The 15,943-nt window shown below is 36.7% G+C and carries 15 protein-coding genes and 1 riboswitch; of the genes, 14 read left to right on the top strand and 1 reads right to left on the bottom strand.

Features of this window, described 5'->3' with window-relative positions; genetic code table 11:
• Nucleotides 1-144 precede the first annotated feature (144 nt).
• Nucleotides 145-1,287 carry a YncE family protein gene (locus ACFYKT_RS20590; RefSeq protein WP_449257599.1) on the top strand — a complete coding sequence of 381 codons (1,143 nt, stop codon included), beginning with the start codon at nucleotides 145-147 and terminating at the stop codon, nucleotides 1,285-1,287.
• Nucleotides 1,288-1,396: 109 nt separating this feature from the next.
• Here the strand turns inward: ACFYKT_RS20590 and ACFYKT_RS20585 are convergent, their stop codons facing one another.
• Nucleotides 1,397-1,987 (bottom strand): YdhK family protein, encoded by a 591-nt coding sequence (locus ACFYKT_RS20585; RefSeq protein ID WP_389223498.1) that lies wholly within the window; start codon nucleotides 1,985-1,987, stop codon nucleotides 1,397-1,399.
• Between the two features lie 252 nt (nucleotides 1,988-2,239).
• On the opposite strand from ACFYKT_RS20585, the gene ACFYKT_RS20580 reads away from it, so the two are divergent.
• The 13 genes from ACFYKT_RS20580 (at nucleotide 2,240) to ACFYKT_RS20520 (ending at nucleotide 15,888) form a co-directional block, all read left to right on the top strand.
• Nucleotides 2,240-2,794, top strand: a complete 555-nt coding sequence (locus ACFYKT_RS20580; protein ID WP_389223495.1) for a GNAT family N-acetyltransferase — start codon at nucleotides 2,240-2,242, stop codon at nucleotides 2,792-2,794.
• A gap of 54 nt (nucleotides 2,795-2,848) precedes the next feature.
• The gene (locus tag ACFYKT_RS20575) at nucleotides 2,849-3,193 is read left to right on the top strand and encodes a hypothetical protein (RefSeq protein ID WP_389223492.1); all 345 of its coding nucleotides are present in this window, start codon (nucleotides 2,849-2,851) and stop codon (nucleotides 3,191-3,193) included.
• A gap of 253 nt (nucleotides 3,194-3,446) precedes the next feature.
• Nucleotides 3,447-4,703: an MFS transporter gene (locus ACFYKT_RS20570; RefSeq protein ID WP_389223489.1), complete on the top strand. Its 1,257-nt coding sequence runs from the start codon at nucleotides 3,447-3,449 to the stop codon at nucleotides 4,701-4,703.
• Between the two features lie 73 nt (nucleotides 4,704-4,776).
• Entirely contained in the window at nucleotides 4,777-5,721 is a 945-nt protein-coding gene (locus ACFYKT_RS20565; protein ID WP_389223486.1) for a Gfo/Idh/MocA family protein, read from the top strand.
• Between the two features lie 364 nt (nucleotides 5,722-6,085).
• On the top strand, nucleotides 6,086-6,793 hold the full coding sequence (locus tag ACFYKT_RS20560; RefSeq protein ID WP_389223483.1) for a M48 family metallopeptidase: 708 nt from the start codon (nucleotides 6,086-6,088) through the stop codon (nucleotides 6,791-6,793).
• Nucleotides 6,794-6,906: 113 nt separating this feature from the next.
• On the top strand, nucleotides 6,907-7,197 hold the full coding sequence (locus ACFYKT_RS20555) for a hypothetical protein (protein ID WP_389223480.1): 291 nt from the start codon (nucleotides 6,907-6,909) through the stop codon (nucleotides 7,195-7,197).
• A gap of 29 nt (nucleotides 7,198-7,226) precedes the next feature.
• Nucleotides 7,227-7,556, top strand: coding sequence for a DUF2085 domain-containing protein (locus ACFYKT_RS20550; RefSeq protein WP_389223477.1), 330 nt, complete (start codon nucleotides 7,227-7,229; stop codon nucleotides 7,554-7,556).
• A 34-nt stretch (nucleotides 7,557-7,590) separates the two neighbouring features.
• Nucleotides 7,591-7,956, top strand: a complete 366-nt coding sequence (locus tag ACFYKT_RS20545; protein WP_389223474.1) for a DUF4180 domain-containing protein — start codon at nucleotides 7,591-7,593, stop codon at nucleotides 7,954-7,956.
• Between the two features lie 172 nt (nucleotides 7,957-8,128).
• A riboswitch (cyclic di-GMP riboswitch) is annotated at nucleotides 8,129-8,219 on the top strand.
• A 113-nt stretch (nucleotides 8,220-8,332) separates the two neighbouring features.
• Complete coding sequence (locus ACFYKT_RS20540; RefSeq protein WP_389223471.1) at nucleotides 8,333-10,024, top strand: methyl-accepting chemotaxis protein; 1,692 nt, start codon at nucleotides 8,333-8,335, stop codon at nucleotides 10,022-10,024.
• 344 nt (nucleotides 10,025-10,368) lie between these two features.
• The gene (gene sstT / locus ACFYKT_RS20535) at nucleotides 10,369-11,607 is read left to right on the top strand and encodes a serine/threonine transporter SstT (protein WP_389223468.1); all 1,239 of its coding nucleotides are present in this window, start codon (nucleotides 10,369-10,371) and stop codon (nucleotides 11,605-11,607) included.
• Between the two features lie 215 nt (nucleotides 11,608-11,822).
• Complete coding sequence (locus ACFYKT_RS20530) at nucleotides 11,823-12,830, top strand: hypothetical protein (protein WP_389223466.1); 1,008 nt, start codon at nucleotides 11,823-11,825, stop codon at nucleotides 12,828-12,830.
• Nucleotides 12,831-13,154: 324 nt separating this feature from the next.
• Nucleotides 13,155-13,634, top strand: a complete 480-nt coding sequence (locus ACFYKT_RS20525) for a DUF6530 family protein (protein ID WP_389223463.1) — start codon at nucleotides 13,155-13,157, stop codon at nucleotides 13,632-13,634.
• Nucleotides 13,635-13,659: 25 nt separating this feature from the next.
• Nucleotides 13,660-15,888: an AAA family ATPase gene (locus ACFYKT_RS20520; RefSeq protein WP_389223460.1), complete on the top strand. Its 2,229-nt coding sequence runs from the start codon at nucleotides 13,660-13,662 to the stop codon at nucleotides 15,886-15,888.
• Nucleotides 15,889-15,943: the final 55 nt, after the last annotated feature.

Below are 15,943 nucleotides of genomic sequence, written 5' to 3'. Positions count from 1 at the left end.
GCGTACCCATGTGTTGGAATAGATTCACATAATATGAAAGTAATGTTAGGAAGCGTGTCGAAAAATATTTTTTTGACACCCCACCAACGGGTCAAACCGTTGATAAATCAATATTTATAGAGGGAGGAACACATTATGAAAAAAATGACTGTTTTAGCTATTTCTTTAATAACAAGCATTTCTTTGGCTGCTTGTGGAAATACAACGGACAACAAAGATAAAGAAGAGGTAAGCCTAGCGCAAAATGAGCAAGTGGAAAGTGCTTCATTTTACTTTACCGCTAATGAAGGTGGTATTTCAAAAGTTGATGCTACTACGAATAAAGTGATTGAAACGATTGAAGTTGAGGGTTCGGTGCATAACGTACAAATATCACCTGATGACAAAATTATCGGTGCAACGGTTGTTCCTTCAGGGGCACATGGAGCACATGCAGAGCAAACTGAAAAAGCAGAAACACAAGATGAACATGGTAAAGCCCATGGGTCAAATGGTGAAGAAACAACTGAAGCACACTCAGAACATAATGAAGATGGACACGGGGAGAAAATTAATGGAATGGCATTATTCTTTAATGCAGAAACAAATGAACTTATAAAACAAGTAGATGTTGGTTCACACCCTGCACATATTGTTTTTACTGAAGACAATAAATATGCTGTTGTAACAAATAATGAAGATAATAATATCTCAGTGATAGATTTAACAACATATGAAGTTTCTACTCAAGTTACAACTGGTAAAGGTCCACATGGATTTAGAATTTCAAAGGACAGCAAGTTTGCGTATATTGCAAACATGGGCGAAGATACTGTAAGTGTAATTGACATGGAAAGTATGAAAGAAACAAAAAAAATCACAGTAGGAAAAGTTCCTGTTACAACTGGTATTACAACAGATGGGAATACACTTGTGACAACACTAAATGGTGAAAACTCATTAGCGATTGTGGATCTTACAACTGATGAAGTAGAAAAAGTTGAAGTTGGCGAAGGCCCTGCACAAGTTTATATCCAATCAGATGATAAGTTCGCATTTGTTGCGAATCAAGGAACACCGGAAAATCCTTCAAATAGTGTGACGAAGGTCGATTTAGAGACTAAGGAAGTTGTTGCAACAATTGAGGTTGGTAAAGGTGCTCATGGAATTGTAACGAGTGATGATAACAAATATGTGTATGCAACCAATATGTATGATAATACCGTAAGTGTTATTGACAACAATAGTAATGAAGTGATTGCTACTGTTAGTGTTGGTGGAGTTCCAAACGGAATTACTATACAGTAATTGTGTTTAAAAACAATAATGAGTAAAAATTACTTCAATTGATAAGGTTCATGCAAAAAAAGAGCTTGGAACTCCAGGCTCTTTTTAAAATTATTATAGGGTTTTATCCTTATTCGGCTCCAAGTTCATCCTCGGTTACCCATTTATGGTTCGTTACTTTTTCTCCGCTAGTAGTTGTAGTAAAGTCAATCATGTACACAGTGGTTTGTTCGGCTGAATCTATTTCAGCGGTCGCACCATCCATTCCTTCCATATGAGAGGCATTAATAACTACTTCTGTACCAGGTTCTAGTGGTTCCTCGCCCACGTCTTTTAGTTCTTCGTGGATTACCCATTTATGATTTTCAACTCTTGCCCCACCTGTTGTTGGTGTATATGAAACAGTATAAACTGTTGTATTATAGGCACCAACAATTGTTGCTTCAGCACCCTTCATTCCTTCCATGTGAGCATCTTTAATAATGGCTTTACTTCCAACTTTAAATTTTGGATTTTCTGCTTTCTCCAAACCTTCCGGAACTTCACCAGAGCTAGAGTGGTCCATATTAGAATGATCCATCTCACCATGGTTTGATGCTGCATTTTCTGTTTGGTCTGTTTCCTTTTTTGGCGTTGTCTCCTCATCATTACTAGTACAAGCAGCTAATGTAATTACTGTGACTAAAGAGACAATCCCGATAACAAATTTTTTCTTTATCATTTTTAATCCCTCCTAACAGATTTTAAAATAAAAATACCAGGATAATTTGCAGAAAGTGTGCATTTCTATCCTTTCATGTTCTAAAAATTCTATACGAGTTTATAAGGAAATGATCTTGTTATTTTTAGTTTGTAGATCTATTGGGTGTGTATTATTTCTAAACAGTTTGTTAGAGTAACGCTATCTGGATGGGAGTATGTATAATGATTATAAGTAAGTAATACAAAGTTATATTTTAAAGGGGCTGGGAAGATGAATCATCGTTTATTTCATTCATTAGAAGGTGAAAATATCTATTTTAAAGTACTAAGTACAGATGATGTGCAAGAGATACATAGTTACGCGTCTGATGAAGATGTTTCACGATTTATAGGTTGGGCTTTAATGAATACTTTGAATGAAACTCGCAGCTACATCGATGTAATGTTAAAACGGGAGTCAGAAGGAACTCATTATTATGCATCGATTATTCAAAAATCAACCCAAGAAATTGTAGGGACAGCTATGATTTTTAATTTTGACGATGAAGCAAACCAAGCTGAAATTGGTTATGTTTTGCACAAAAGTCATTGGGGGAAGGGATATGGTACAGAATGTGTTGCTTTGATGAGTGATTTTGCGTTTAAATCACTGAATCTTCACAAAATCCATGCTAGTGTTGTGGATGCAAATGTAGGTTCTGCTCGGATACTTGAAAAAAATAAGTTTGAGTTAGAAGGACGTCTAAGAGATCATTATTTTATAGAAGATAAATATTATGATGCATTACTTTTTGGGAAAATTGCAACAGACAGCAAAAAGGAATGATATAGAAAACAGCTATAAGCTGAATCAAGTTATCCCGAAAGGAGTAACGGGTAAATGAAGCTTAATTTTTCATATTTAGCAATAATACTGTTTTCAATCTTGTTAATTTCAGGTTGCTCTTCTAACCAAGACAATGTAAAGACCAATGTGATGGATAATTATGAAAGCGTAAGAGAAGTTGCATGGCTATTTGTTGAAGAAAAAGGTTGGAATTATAACGAAGATGACTGGAAACATGCACAGGTGGAGAAAAAAATAGTCAATGAAAATTATAATTTGGATGGAGAGTATCTTGGTAAGGAGATATTTACAGTCACAATAGAAGATGCTGTAGCTTCACCACTAATCCTTGTTGACCCCAATTCGAAGGAAGTAATAGGTTATATCCCTGGTGAATAATTAGTAAATAAATGGCAACTGATACTGAATCAGTTGTTATTTATTTTGGCTATGCTACCGCTGATTGCTGTTTTTTAATTTCACCAAAAAGATTAGTTGAGTGGAGCGAGCAGCCTAGAGTGGAAATCAACTTCTACCCAATTATATTAAAAGCAGCAAAGTTTGCGAAAAGATCCTTATTTTAAAAACTTCATTTCTACCTTTAAAAGAATTCCATATACATAAGAGTAAAAGCTAACAGGGGTAGAAATCATTGGACAAACAAAATAGCCGTTTTAGATGGGTTGTATTTGCATCTGTTCTGTTTACTTATTTATTAATGGCGAGTCAACGTACGGCGCCAGGATTAATTACAGACCAAGTGATGAGAGATTTTAGTGTAACTGCATCAACGATTGGGTTACTGACAAGCATTCAATTTTTTGTATACACTGGTTTACAAATTCCAATGGGAATTTTGGCTGATCGTTATGGACCAAACTTTTTTCTAATTATCGGTGCCATACTTACAGGCTTAGGCACAATCATTTATAGTCTTGGTACACATGAATTTGTCCTGTTTTTTGCTAGAATACTAACGGGTACAGGGGATGCGACCATCTGGGTCAATATGGTGTTAATTTTGGGTCAATGGTTTAAAGTGAAGGAATTTGTTCGTTTAATTGGTCTTGCGGGAATGACTGGAAGTCTTGGTTTCCTTTTGGCGACCGTTCCTTTTTCGGCATGGATTGATTTACTTGGTTGGAGGACCGCATTTTTTTCTGCGGGAATTTTATTATGTCTTTGTGGCATTCTTCTTTATTTTGTACTTATACAAAAGCCAAAGCGAATTTTTAAAGAATCGATCTCTGTAAAAAATGAGCTGCAACGCGAAAAAACGTCGGTTTTATTACGCAGAATATTTTCGAATCGCCAAGCATGGGCTTTATTCTTTTGTCACTTTGGTGTTGTCGGTGCGTATGTAGGATTTATTGGTTCGTGGGCAGTGCCTTATGGGATGAATGTATATGGTATGACGCGGTCAGATGCTAGTCAGCTCATTATGGTTGGTCTTATTGGTGCACTCATTGGTGCGCCATTGATGAGTTGGATTTCAAGTCGGTTGGCAACAATCAAACGGCCTTATGCTGTTGTGCATATCACTATATTATTGAGCTGGGCGACTTTTCTATTATTCAAAGGAAACCCGCCATTTTTCATGCTGTATTTGCTTTTCTTTATCATTGGTTTTGGCTATGGGGCAAGTGCCTTAACCTTTGCTGTCGTTCGGCAAACTTTTCCGATTGAGGAAGCTGGCGTTGTTTCAGGGGTTGCGAATACGGGTGGATTTCTAAGTGCCGTCCTGCTGCCAAGCATTTTTGGATTGGTATTGGATCATTTTCAGACGGCTTCAAGTAGTCTTAGTCATGGATACTATTACGGTTTCATTACTCCGGTTATTTTCTCGATCATTGGCGTGATTGGGGTAGTTTCTATAAAGGAAAAAGGTCTGGAGACAGAGCGATCATAGGATTAGAAAAATAAATGACAGTCTCTTATTCTCTAATGTAGGATAGAAATAGTTGTAATTAGGGGGAATTCTCATGATAAATATCGGTATTATTGGCTTAGGAGCTATCGGTCAACGCTTAATTAGTCAGTTTGAGAAACATTCAGAAGTGAAAGTTGTCACTGTATGTGATCAGTTGGAGTCACTTGCCAAAGAATCTGCGGGTGCACTAGGTGGCATTCCGTTTTACACAGACCATAAAAGCTTAATTGATCATCCGCTAGTAGAACTTGTTTATGTTGCGGTACCACCAAAATTTCATTATCACATTGTGATGGATATATTAAAGGCTAATAAGCATGTCCTTTGTGAGAAGCCATTAGCTAACTCTTTAGAGGAGGCAAAGGAGATGGCTCAAGCTGCCAAAGAGGCGGGTGTGATTCATGCTATGAACTTCCCGCTCAATTATGGACAAGCAGCAGCTAAATTTGCCGAATTGTTGAAACAGCAATATGTAGGTAAGCTGCGTCGATTACAGCTTACGATGAATTTTCCGGAGTGGCCACGTGTTTGGCAGAAGAATGATTGGGTAGGCGGAAGAGAGCAAGGCGGTTTTGTTCTAGAAGTAGGCGTTCATTTTATCCAGCAAACTTTAAAGCTTTTTGGTGAGGTAAAAAATATCCAAACCCATCTAGAATTACCGGATAATCCGGAAAAGTGTGAGACGGGCATTATCGCTACAGCTGAACTGGCAGATGGAACACCAATTTTAATCGAGGGATTAAGCCAAATTGCCGGAAATGAGTATATTGGCTTTACAGCATACGGCTCAGAAGGCATTTTATCTCTTGAAAATTGGAACCAATTAAGAGGTGGTAAATTCGGTGAAGAACTCAAGGGAATTTTGTTTGAAAACATAACTCCGAAAAACTTGATTAATGAACTAGTAAAAGCAGTTAATGGCCAAGATGCAGAACTTTATGATTTTGAAGTGGGATACAAGGCTCAACAAGTCCTAGAACAGCTAAGGAAAATGTGAAGGACTTAAAGATAATTAAACTGACTGGCGGATCACCGGAATATGAAAAGGCTGTTTATAAATGAATATTGTTTTATAAATATATTGAGTGAATGCAAATCATTCACAGAAAAGGTTGGTTGATTGGAGCGGAAGGTGCGAGACTCCTGTGGGAGAAGTGGGACAGCTGAGACCCCACAGACGCTTTAGCGTCGAGGAGGCTCAGCGCCCACCCCGCGGAAAGGGAGTACCTGGAGCGGAAATCAACCTTTACTCACTCAAGTAAAAGCAACAATGTTTGCGGAAACAGCCTATGAATAGGAGACCGTAGTTAATTGGTTTAAGATCAGAAAAGGGCTGGCAACCAAAAAGAGAGGGTAACATGATGTTACATACCTATTCAGGTGAGACAATACGATTTGAAATAAAGTACAAAAACCGAACTACAATAGGAATGACGATAGATAGCTATGGAAATGTGGAAGTCCAGGCTCCGAAAAAGACGCCTGATGAAAGAGTGCTTCAAGTATTAGAGGAAAAGTGGGATCTTATTCAGCAAAAGATAAAAGAAATGAAGGATAGGCAGCAGGGATTACAGAAAAAGGTCTATGAGCATGGAGAGAATTTTCTTTATTTAGGAAACAGCTTCCCAATAAAGATTTTCCAAGATATAAATCTAACGCAAGACCATGTCGTGTTTGAGGGAGAAACATTGCATATATATGTGAAGCTTCTTGAGGATGAAAGAATAAAGCAAGCTTTAAAACGATTCTATTACAAACAATGTAAGTCATTAGTGGAGAAGAGTATTGCCTCCTATCAAAACAAATTTAAGGAAAAACCGCGTTCCATCCGTATATCAGATAGCAAAACTACGTGGGGAACCTGTGATTCAAGGAGGCAGTTAACTTTTAATTGGCGGTTGGCGATGGCACCTCGTGAAGTAATTGACTATGTAGTCGTTCATGAAATGTGCCATTTCGTTCATCTGAATCATGACCGCTCCTTCTGGCGCCTTGTTGGAAGTATCATGCCTGATTATAAAGACAAGGAGAATTGGTTAGCTTTATCTAATTGGAAAATGACTGTTTAGTATAAAATAATTCCCAATGAATTCTAATAGTAAATGATAATAATGGTTAGGAATTAAACGATTTGATAGGTATTGAATGAAAGAGCAAGAGAAATAAATAAGGGAGGAAGTACATGTTTTTTATCGGATTAACCATTTCGCTTATTTTACTTTTGTCGGGAATCGTTCTGCTTGTACAATCTTCTTATATAATAGGAGGCATTCTATTAGGTTCGGGCATAATTGTACTCATATTATTGATTCATTATTATCGAAAAAGAAATCGTAAAAAAGATAGCGGGATTTCGGATTGTTTGGATTGTGATATTCCTGTAATGAATTGTCCAAGTCTATCATCAATGAAAAAAATGGACTGTGATTGTGATGGAGATAAAGGATTTGATTGTGATTGTAGTCCCAATTGATTGACCTAACAATAGGGAGGAAAAAAACAATGAGGGAGCTTTTGATGACTGTCCCGTGTCATCGTATACCTGAAAGATGTCTTCACTTCAAAGGGAAGCCCATGCCCCTATGTACAAGATGCTTTGCAATGCTGCTTGGCTATCTTTTTACACCGATTGCTTTAGCTTTTCACATGGTCGTACCTTTGTGGGTCCCAATTATTTTGGCGGTTCCTCTTGTAATAGATGGATTTACACAGAAATGGAAGTGGAGGAAGAGTTCTAACCCTACTCGTTTTATAACCGGCATTCTTTTTGGAATTGGGCAATCACTATTTATTTCCATTATGATTTGGAGTATTGTTCAATTCTTTATATAGCGCTATAAAGATTATTGAGAGAGGATGGATAATTATGGAGATAACTGCAATAACAGAAAATGGCATAGGTATTGCTGTTGTAAAATCTAATGAAATCCTAATTAATGATGTTCAGTCGGCTTTGGATTTTATGGCAACAGTACAGTATGAATCAGGCTGCAATCGTATAATTATAAATAAATCAGCAATTTGTGAGGACTTTTTTCACTTAAAAACAAGACTTGCAGGAGAAATATTACAAAAATTTGTTACTTATCATGTTAAATTTGCAATAGTTGGTGACTTTTCTAATTATGAAAGTAAGAGTTTGAAGGATTTTATTTATGAGTGTAACAATGGTAAGGATGTATTTTTTGTTCCAGATGAAGAAAAGGCGATAGAAAAAATGATGAATGTTTAATTCATAATTCAATTCTTTATGGACATTAAAATAAACAATTCGACAAAGAGGTATGCGGAACAATTTAATCAATCAAATATTTAGGTGTGGGCAGATGTTCGTACAAGTTTTATTTGCTAATATTCATAAATACCTATATTATTATTTTTATATAGTAATAAGGAATTAGATAATTAATAAGGGGCAAATCTATTGAAAAATAGAGACGCAAAACTACAGGGGCTAAAGTATGGATTGATATACTATGCCAGCCAGTTGCTGAAAACAATTGTTTTCATTACTAGACCCTTCTATTTAGAAGGGTTATTTTTGTGTGAATTAGGTTAATATCACAGCTTTGACCATGACAATAATTAATAGGGAGAGAAACAAAATAATGAGGATAAGTGTAAGAAAAAAATTACTGCTCGGTTTTATTTCAATTATTATGTTAATAGCGATCATTTCAACTAGTTCCTATTATCAGTACGATATTATTAACAGAAATTATGCCGAAGCCATTGATGAAGGCCTTCAAAAAAATAAGCTTGTTTCTGAGATGCAGGAGTCCGTTTTATCAGAACAGATTGCTTTGCGTGGTTTTATTATTAGCGCAGATGAAACCAATATCAAGCGTTTTAATCAATCACATGATGAGTTTGTAAAAAGTTCAAAAGAATTTTTAAGTCTAAAGATTGATTCAAAGGCACAAAAGATAATCGAGGATTTAATTGAAGTAGAAGTGCAATACCGAGAAGTAGCTTTAGAGGCGATTGAATATAAAAAGACGGAACAATTGGATAAGATTACAGGATTAATGAAAATAAGAGGAAATGCCATCTCTAGCAGGGTAGCTGAAAATGTTGAAAAGGCCCTTCTTAATCAGGAATTGTCATTTAAAGAAATGAGTAAGGAACAATCGAATCAAATCACGCACATGAAAACCTTATTAGTTGTTATTTCCCTAGCTGCATATCTTATTGGAATCGCTGTTGCCATCTATTTAAGCAAAATAATCTCCAAGCCTGTTCAGCAAATTTCAAAATCGGCCGAGCAAATTGCTAATGGAAATTTGCGATTGGATGATATCAAGATCAAGAATAGAGATGAAATTGGTCAATTAGCAGACTCATTTAATCAAATGACCCATAATTTAAGGGAATTAATTGTACAGGTGGATCATACATCCGGACAGGTTGCATCTTCTGCTGAGGAATTGACTGCTAGTGCACAGCAAACGAATGCGGCAACCGAGCAGATTGTAACTGCCATTCAGGAGGTTGCTAGCGGATCCGAAATACAAGGGAAAAATACAGAAGATAGTGCGATAGCAGTGAATGAGATGGCTTTGGGGATTCAGCGAGTAGCGGAAAAAACGGCAACTGTGGCTGAATCGGCATCAGATACGACAAAACAAGCCGTTGTTGGCAATGATTCGATTATAAAAGTAATCGAGCAAATGAGGTCAATAAATAGTTCTACCGATGAAACGAACAAAGTAATTAAAGAATTAAATAGTAAATCAGCAGAGATTGGTCAGATTATTGATATGATAACGGGAATAGCAGAGGAAACGAATTTATTAGCTTTAAATGCTGCAATTGAATCAGCTCGAGCTGGTGAACATGGGAAAGGTTTTGCTGTTGTTGCAAATGAAGTGAAGAAACTGGCTGAGCAGTCACGAGCATCAGCAACCCAAATTGCTAACCTTGTACATGTCATTCAAAATGATACGGTGCGAGTTGCTGATATGATGGACAAAAATACAAATGAGGTCAATGAAGGAATGGATTTAGTACAGGACACTGGAAAAACGTTCGACTTCATTATGAAATCAATTGAGAATGTAAGTGATGAAGTTCAAGAGTTATCTGCTATTTCAGAGGAAATGTCAGCAAGCGTGGAACAGGTCAATTCCTCTATTGCCGAAGTTTCACTAATTGCAAAAGGGGCTGTTGGCCGTACAGGCGAGATAGCTTCTGCTTCAGAAGAACAGTTGGCATCAATGGAAGAAGTCACTGCGTCTTCATCCACATTAGCAAAAATGGCTGAGGATTTAAAAGGTTTGATTCGACGATTTACAATTTGATCCCAACTAATTGGATAGTCTTAAAAACAAGCGCTACTCATCGTAAATGAGATAGCGTTTTTTTATTCCTTTTTGTCAAATGTTATTAGTATAGTGAATACAGGCAAAATACTATTTGACAAATAATATTTTCTTTAATACATTTATAATATTCTATTAATTTATAATAATCTTAATTTAAATAATAGTATTGTAATATATTAAGCAAGAAAGTATAATACAATTCATAGATAAAAGACAGATGTCCATATAGGGTGGAATACCCTGAGGGTGTCAATTAATTAAATGAATCAATATACACAAATTGTTAGCAATATCAGAATTTTAACTAAGGGGGAACATCTATGAAGAGCTTATTCAAAAAGTGGAATCAAGTGAGCTTAGTCAAACAAATCATCATTGGTTTAATTATCGGTATTATTTTGGCTTTAGTTATCCCAGAAGTAGCCAAGCCTGTTGCTATTTTTGGTTCATTATTTGTAGGTGCTTTGAAAGCCATTGCACCAGTGCTTGTACTATTTTTGGTTATGTCAGCTATTGCTGGGCACAAAAGTGGCAAGAAAACGAATATGAAGTCCGTTATTATTCTTTATCTTTTAGGAACTTTTTTAGCAGGTTTAATCGCTGTTCTTGTAAGTTTTATTTTTCCAGTTAACTTAACGCTTGTGAAGGGTGCAGAAGGTGTGACTCCTCCTAGCGGTGTGGTTGAGGTTATTAAAACTTTATTGCTGAACATTGTTGATAATCCAGTGAAGGCCATTTTTAACGCCAACTATATCGGTATATTAGCTTGGGCGATTCTTCTTGGTTTGGCTTTGAAAAATGCTGCCGATTCAACAAAAACACTGATTTCTAATTTCTCTGATGCTGTTTCTAAATTAGTTACATGGGTAATTAAGTTAGCTCCATTAGGAATCATGGGTCTAGTATTTGAGTCAATTACGACAAGTGGGCTAGATGCTCTACTTGGCTATGGAAAATTGCTTGCCGTATTAATTGGCTGTATGATCTTTGTAGCGTTGGTTGTCAATCCAATCATTGTGTATGCATTTATTAAACAAAATCCATACCCGCTTGTTTTTAAGTGTTTAAAGGAGAGTGGAATTACCGCTTTCTTTACACGCAGCTCAGCTTCAAACATCCCTGTAAATATGAAATTATGTGAAGATCTTGGTTTAAATAAGGATAGTTATTCAGTTTCAATTCCATTAGGCGCAACAATCAATATGGCTGGAGCTGCTGTGACGATTTCTGTATTGACTCTTGCAGCAGTTCATACGCTTGAAATTCCAGTCGATCTTCCAACAGCTATCATCCTTAGCGTCCTGTCAGCTGTATGTGCATGCGGTGCCTCTGGAGTTGCAGGCGGATCGTTATTACTGATTCCTCTAGCATGTAGCTTGTTTGGAATCCCTGGTGATGTTGCTATGCAGGTAGTTGGAGTCGGCTTTATCATTGGTGTTCTACAGGACTCTTTTGAAACAGCCCTTAACTCGTCTACTGATGTCCTTTTCACAGCAGCTGCTGAATATAAAGAATGGCGTAAAAAAGGGAAGAAAGTAGAGATTAGAAAAGTAGCTTAAGAAAGAATCTATTAATAAAAAAACTGTACCTTTATTGTTAGAACACTAACAGGGAAGGTGCAGTTTTTTTAATGGGAAATAGTATTAGGTGTTCTGTTTGACTACCAATTCATAATTTTCACTTATATTGTGTTAGTATTAAATTATTAAGCTTATTGCTGTATCCGATTTAAAAGATGAAGAGGGATCATTTTACTATAAAGGAGGCATGGACAATGAAGAGGTTTTTACTTAGCCTAGTATTTTTAGTAATCGCCGGAATACTTGCGGGCTGCACTAATCAAACAAGCACAAGCGAGGCTAGTGAAATAAATGAATTAAACAAGCAAATAGAACAGCTTTCACTTGAGAATGAAGCCTTGCAAAATACGGTGGAGGAATTAAGAAAAGAACTTGAGGCAACGGTGAATAATGAGGATGCGGTTATTGGTGCAAAAGAAATTGAAAATTATCCGCGTTCGCTATATAAGGAAATAACTTTTGATATTGATAAGGATGGAGAGGACGAAATCATTGAATTGTATGTGAACGCAGACAGAATGGAAAATGGCTTATTTGCCTGGGATGATGGGCAGACATGGCTGTTGGTGGTAAAAGACGGTAACAAAACCTATCCCCTCTATGATGGTTTCGTTCAATTAGGGTCAATCGATTTGAGTACAGCAACCCTAGATGGAAAACCGAGTATTGTGATGCTGGAGAGGTGGCATGCTGACAAATCCGTTTACACATTTGCATTCGACCATGAAGCAAAGGGATTTGTTAAAGAGACATTGTATAAAAAAGAGAATCTATTACAGCATTATAATCAGCCCGCTTCCTATGCTTTTTTCAAAGATGCTTACGAATTAACAAAACAGGCTTTTACAGATAAAGCGGTGAAAGCTTTAGAAGCTAGTGAGAATAATCTACAGGAGCTTCATGATCGTGCTGCCATCTTTGACCCAATCCTTGTTGAGCTTGGAAATGCGCAGCGTTTGTTTGAATCTGTTGGTGAATTGAATCCAGAGCTAAGCGTTTCTATAAGTAAAATATATAATTTACTTAATCAAATGGTTATAAATCCGCCAACAGCAGAGCAAATGAACCAGCTAAGGTATATACATGAAGAGTTCATAGAAAATGAAGGTGAAGATTTAATCATAGAAGAGGAAAATCAGATTCACCCAGATATTAAGGAGAAACTTCAAAGGATTGATAGCATTCTTAATGGGGAAAAATGATCATATCTTACTAAGGTGCCTATCCTTCACACAGGATAGACACCTTTACTTTTTTATCTTCCAGATTCTAAACATCTGAACTAGACCGTAAGAAGTGATTATCTTCTTATGGTTTTTTTTATGGAAAAATGTTTGGGATTGTATTTATTTAAACAAAATTTTAAAATGTTTGTGTTATGGTAAACAAAAATATATAATGTTTATGTATTAAAATGAAGTGCAGATTGATTAATGTCCCACTGGGGCAATATGAAACTTTCTAGATTCCGTTCAGGACAAGGGAATTGACTGAACCGATATTAATTATATTCTGGAGGCTAAACAATGAAAATACCAACTACTTTAACGGAAAAGTCAGTTATTGTATCTGATAATTATGAACGTATTGATGGAAGAAATGCTTATCATACTGATGTAAAACGTCTTTCATTAGGATTATCTCAAAAGGGTGAACAAGGTAAGGCGGATATTACAGCGAAAATATGGAAGCAGATTGGAGAAGAGTGGTCAAATAAATCAGAGGAATTGCCAATACATCGTGTGATTGATCTGGCCATTTTGATTTGTAAAAGCAGTCAATATTTTCAGGATGCTTATCGTTTTCCTAAACTATATGAACCTGAAAATCCTAAAGTGGATCGGATTGGGCTGCAAGGGGATGCCATGGATGTATCGATTTGCATAGAAAATCCCATGATTGATGAAGATATTAAATTATTCTCTCAGGCGCTTAGTGATAATGGGGAAATGATTGGCGAACGACTACGAGTATTATCCCGATTATTAAAAGAAATGGGGTACTAGAAATATTATTTAAAGGAGAAATATTATGAATGCAAAAAAAGGTGGGAACGCCTGTATCCAAAAAGAATACTATTTGTCACCTGCAAGACATTTAACAGATGTTGAATTGGAACTTGTCTGGAAAAAACCTTTATCCCATAAGATCAGTGTAGAGGAAATTCGTATCTGTAAGGAAGTGAAACGTAATTGGGATCGTGGAGAGATGAAGATCGCCAATATTTTGTTAGAAGGTGATGCAGGATCTGGAAAAACTCAGCTTGCAAAGGCATTGTCAGCTGATTTTGGACTGCCCTACACAAAGGTAACCTGTTTTGCGGATATGGACAAATCAGATATTATTGGAGCAATTTTGCCGGTTATTTCATCTGAACGTTTGGAGAAGATGGAGCCAACTGATCAAATCATTTTGAAAGCATTATATGAAAGCGATGGGTTTCAAAGTACAATTAAAATATTGATGGACGTGCTTGGGGTTACACAGGAGCAAGCAGTATGGAAGATGAAGCAGTTGCTGAAATTAGTTGAAGAAAATACAGGAGAAGAAGTGGTCGAGTATCGGTTTTATCCTTCTGAAATTGTTAGAGCCTACCAGAATGGATATCTACTTGAAGTACAAGAGCCAACTGTTATTCGCGATGCTGCAGTGTTAATGGCATTGAACTCTGCCTTGGAATCAGATGGAAGCATTAACCTCCCCACGGGAACGATTAACAGGCACCCAGATTTTATTGCCGTGATCACTACCAACCGGAGTTATGTAGGATGCAGACCATTAAATGAAGCATTGAGAGATCGTATTCAACACGTAGAAAAGATGGATTTGCCGTCAAAAGAAGTGATGATTGAACGGGCAATTGCCAAAACAAATTATAGAAATGAAAAAGTGCTGGACGTTTTGGCCGATATCATTATTCTTCTAGACAGGACAGCACGTGCCAATGCAATTAAAGGTGTAGCTGGAATGCGATCATTTTTTTTCTGGACAGATGCGATTGCTGAAGGAGCTTCTGTAAAAGAATCTATCTATCATAAAGTTATTTATAAAATTACAACCGATGCTGAAGAAATAAAATTATTGGAAGAGGCTTTGAAAAGCCAAGGTTTATTTGCCAAGTTAGATAATATGGAAAATGAGCAGAAAGACTATCTTGATGCAATTGAGATAAGGACTGAGGGGAAGATTGATGCTGTCGATTTACCATCTGAAAATGGTTCAGATGAAAATGGGATCCCATTAAAAAAATCCGATGATAGTGATCAATGTTCATCCGATATTTCTGATGAATCAGCTGTCATGGAAAGTTCAGATCTAGGTGAGAGGGGGACTCCCGTTTATCACCAGTCAGTACCTGAGCTCATGTCAGAGGATTTGAAACAAAAGGAACGGGCATTTCGCAAAAAGCTAAATCAAGAAGCAAGAGAGATTGTATCGAAATCTATTCATAAGGGTGTAAAGCTTATTGTTCATCGTCCTGATTTTTTATTAGAAAATCAACGTGAATATGAAAGTCTAAGTAAGGAGCTTATGCCTGTTGTACAGGAAATTGCCAAGAGGACCATTCCACTATTAGACTATGAAAATGCAACTGAATTGGCTAAAAAGCAATATTACGGAAGTAAGTTTCAAGCAGATAATGTGGCTTATCAAGATTTTAGATACTTTTCTAGGAAACTTCCTCCAAATGAATCTCCCTCTCTTGTAGTAGGGCTGAGGGTAGATGAATCAGCATCAATGTCGGCTTTTGGAAGATTAGAAGCAGCTAAGCGGGCTGTTCTTGCTGTTTATGAATTTTGCCAAATTTGCGATATTCCTATATTGATTTACGGTGATACGGCAGATGCTTCCAAGTTAGAACAAATGTCTATTTATGCCTATACTGACTTTGAACAGAAAAATGTCAATGATCGCTATCGACTAATGGGGATCCGGGCCAGAAGTAATAACCGAGATGGAATGGCCCTTAGGATAATTGCCGAACGGTTAGCTCTTTCCCCACAAAAGACAAAGCTGTTAATTAGCATAAGCGACGGTCAGCCAAAAGCAATGGAAAACTATACCGGAAGTTATGCAGTCAAAGACATGCAACAAACAATAAGTGAATTCGAACGGAAAGGGGTTACCTTTCTTGCTGCCGCAATTGGCCAAGACAAGGAAGTGATCAGCCAGATCTATGGGAAAGAAAGATTTCTAGATATTACAGATCTTAAACAATTCCCTGCTCAATTAGTGCAGATTATTGCTCGGTATTTATAAATCAGTCAACTGATATTGATTTCCACCACTTCATATTTGAAGTGGTGGATTTGTT

Origin of the sequence: Cytobacillus mangrovibacter (genome assembly GCF_042865275.1) — a bacterium.
Classification (GTDB): domain Bacteria; phylum Bacillota; class Bacilli; order Bacillales; family Cytobacillaceae; genus Cytobacillus; species Cytobacillus mangrovibacter.
The sequence above is the reverse complement of the archived record's forward strand: the minus strand, read 5'-3'. Positions and strand labels throughout refer to the sequence as shown.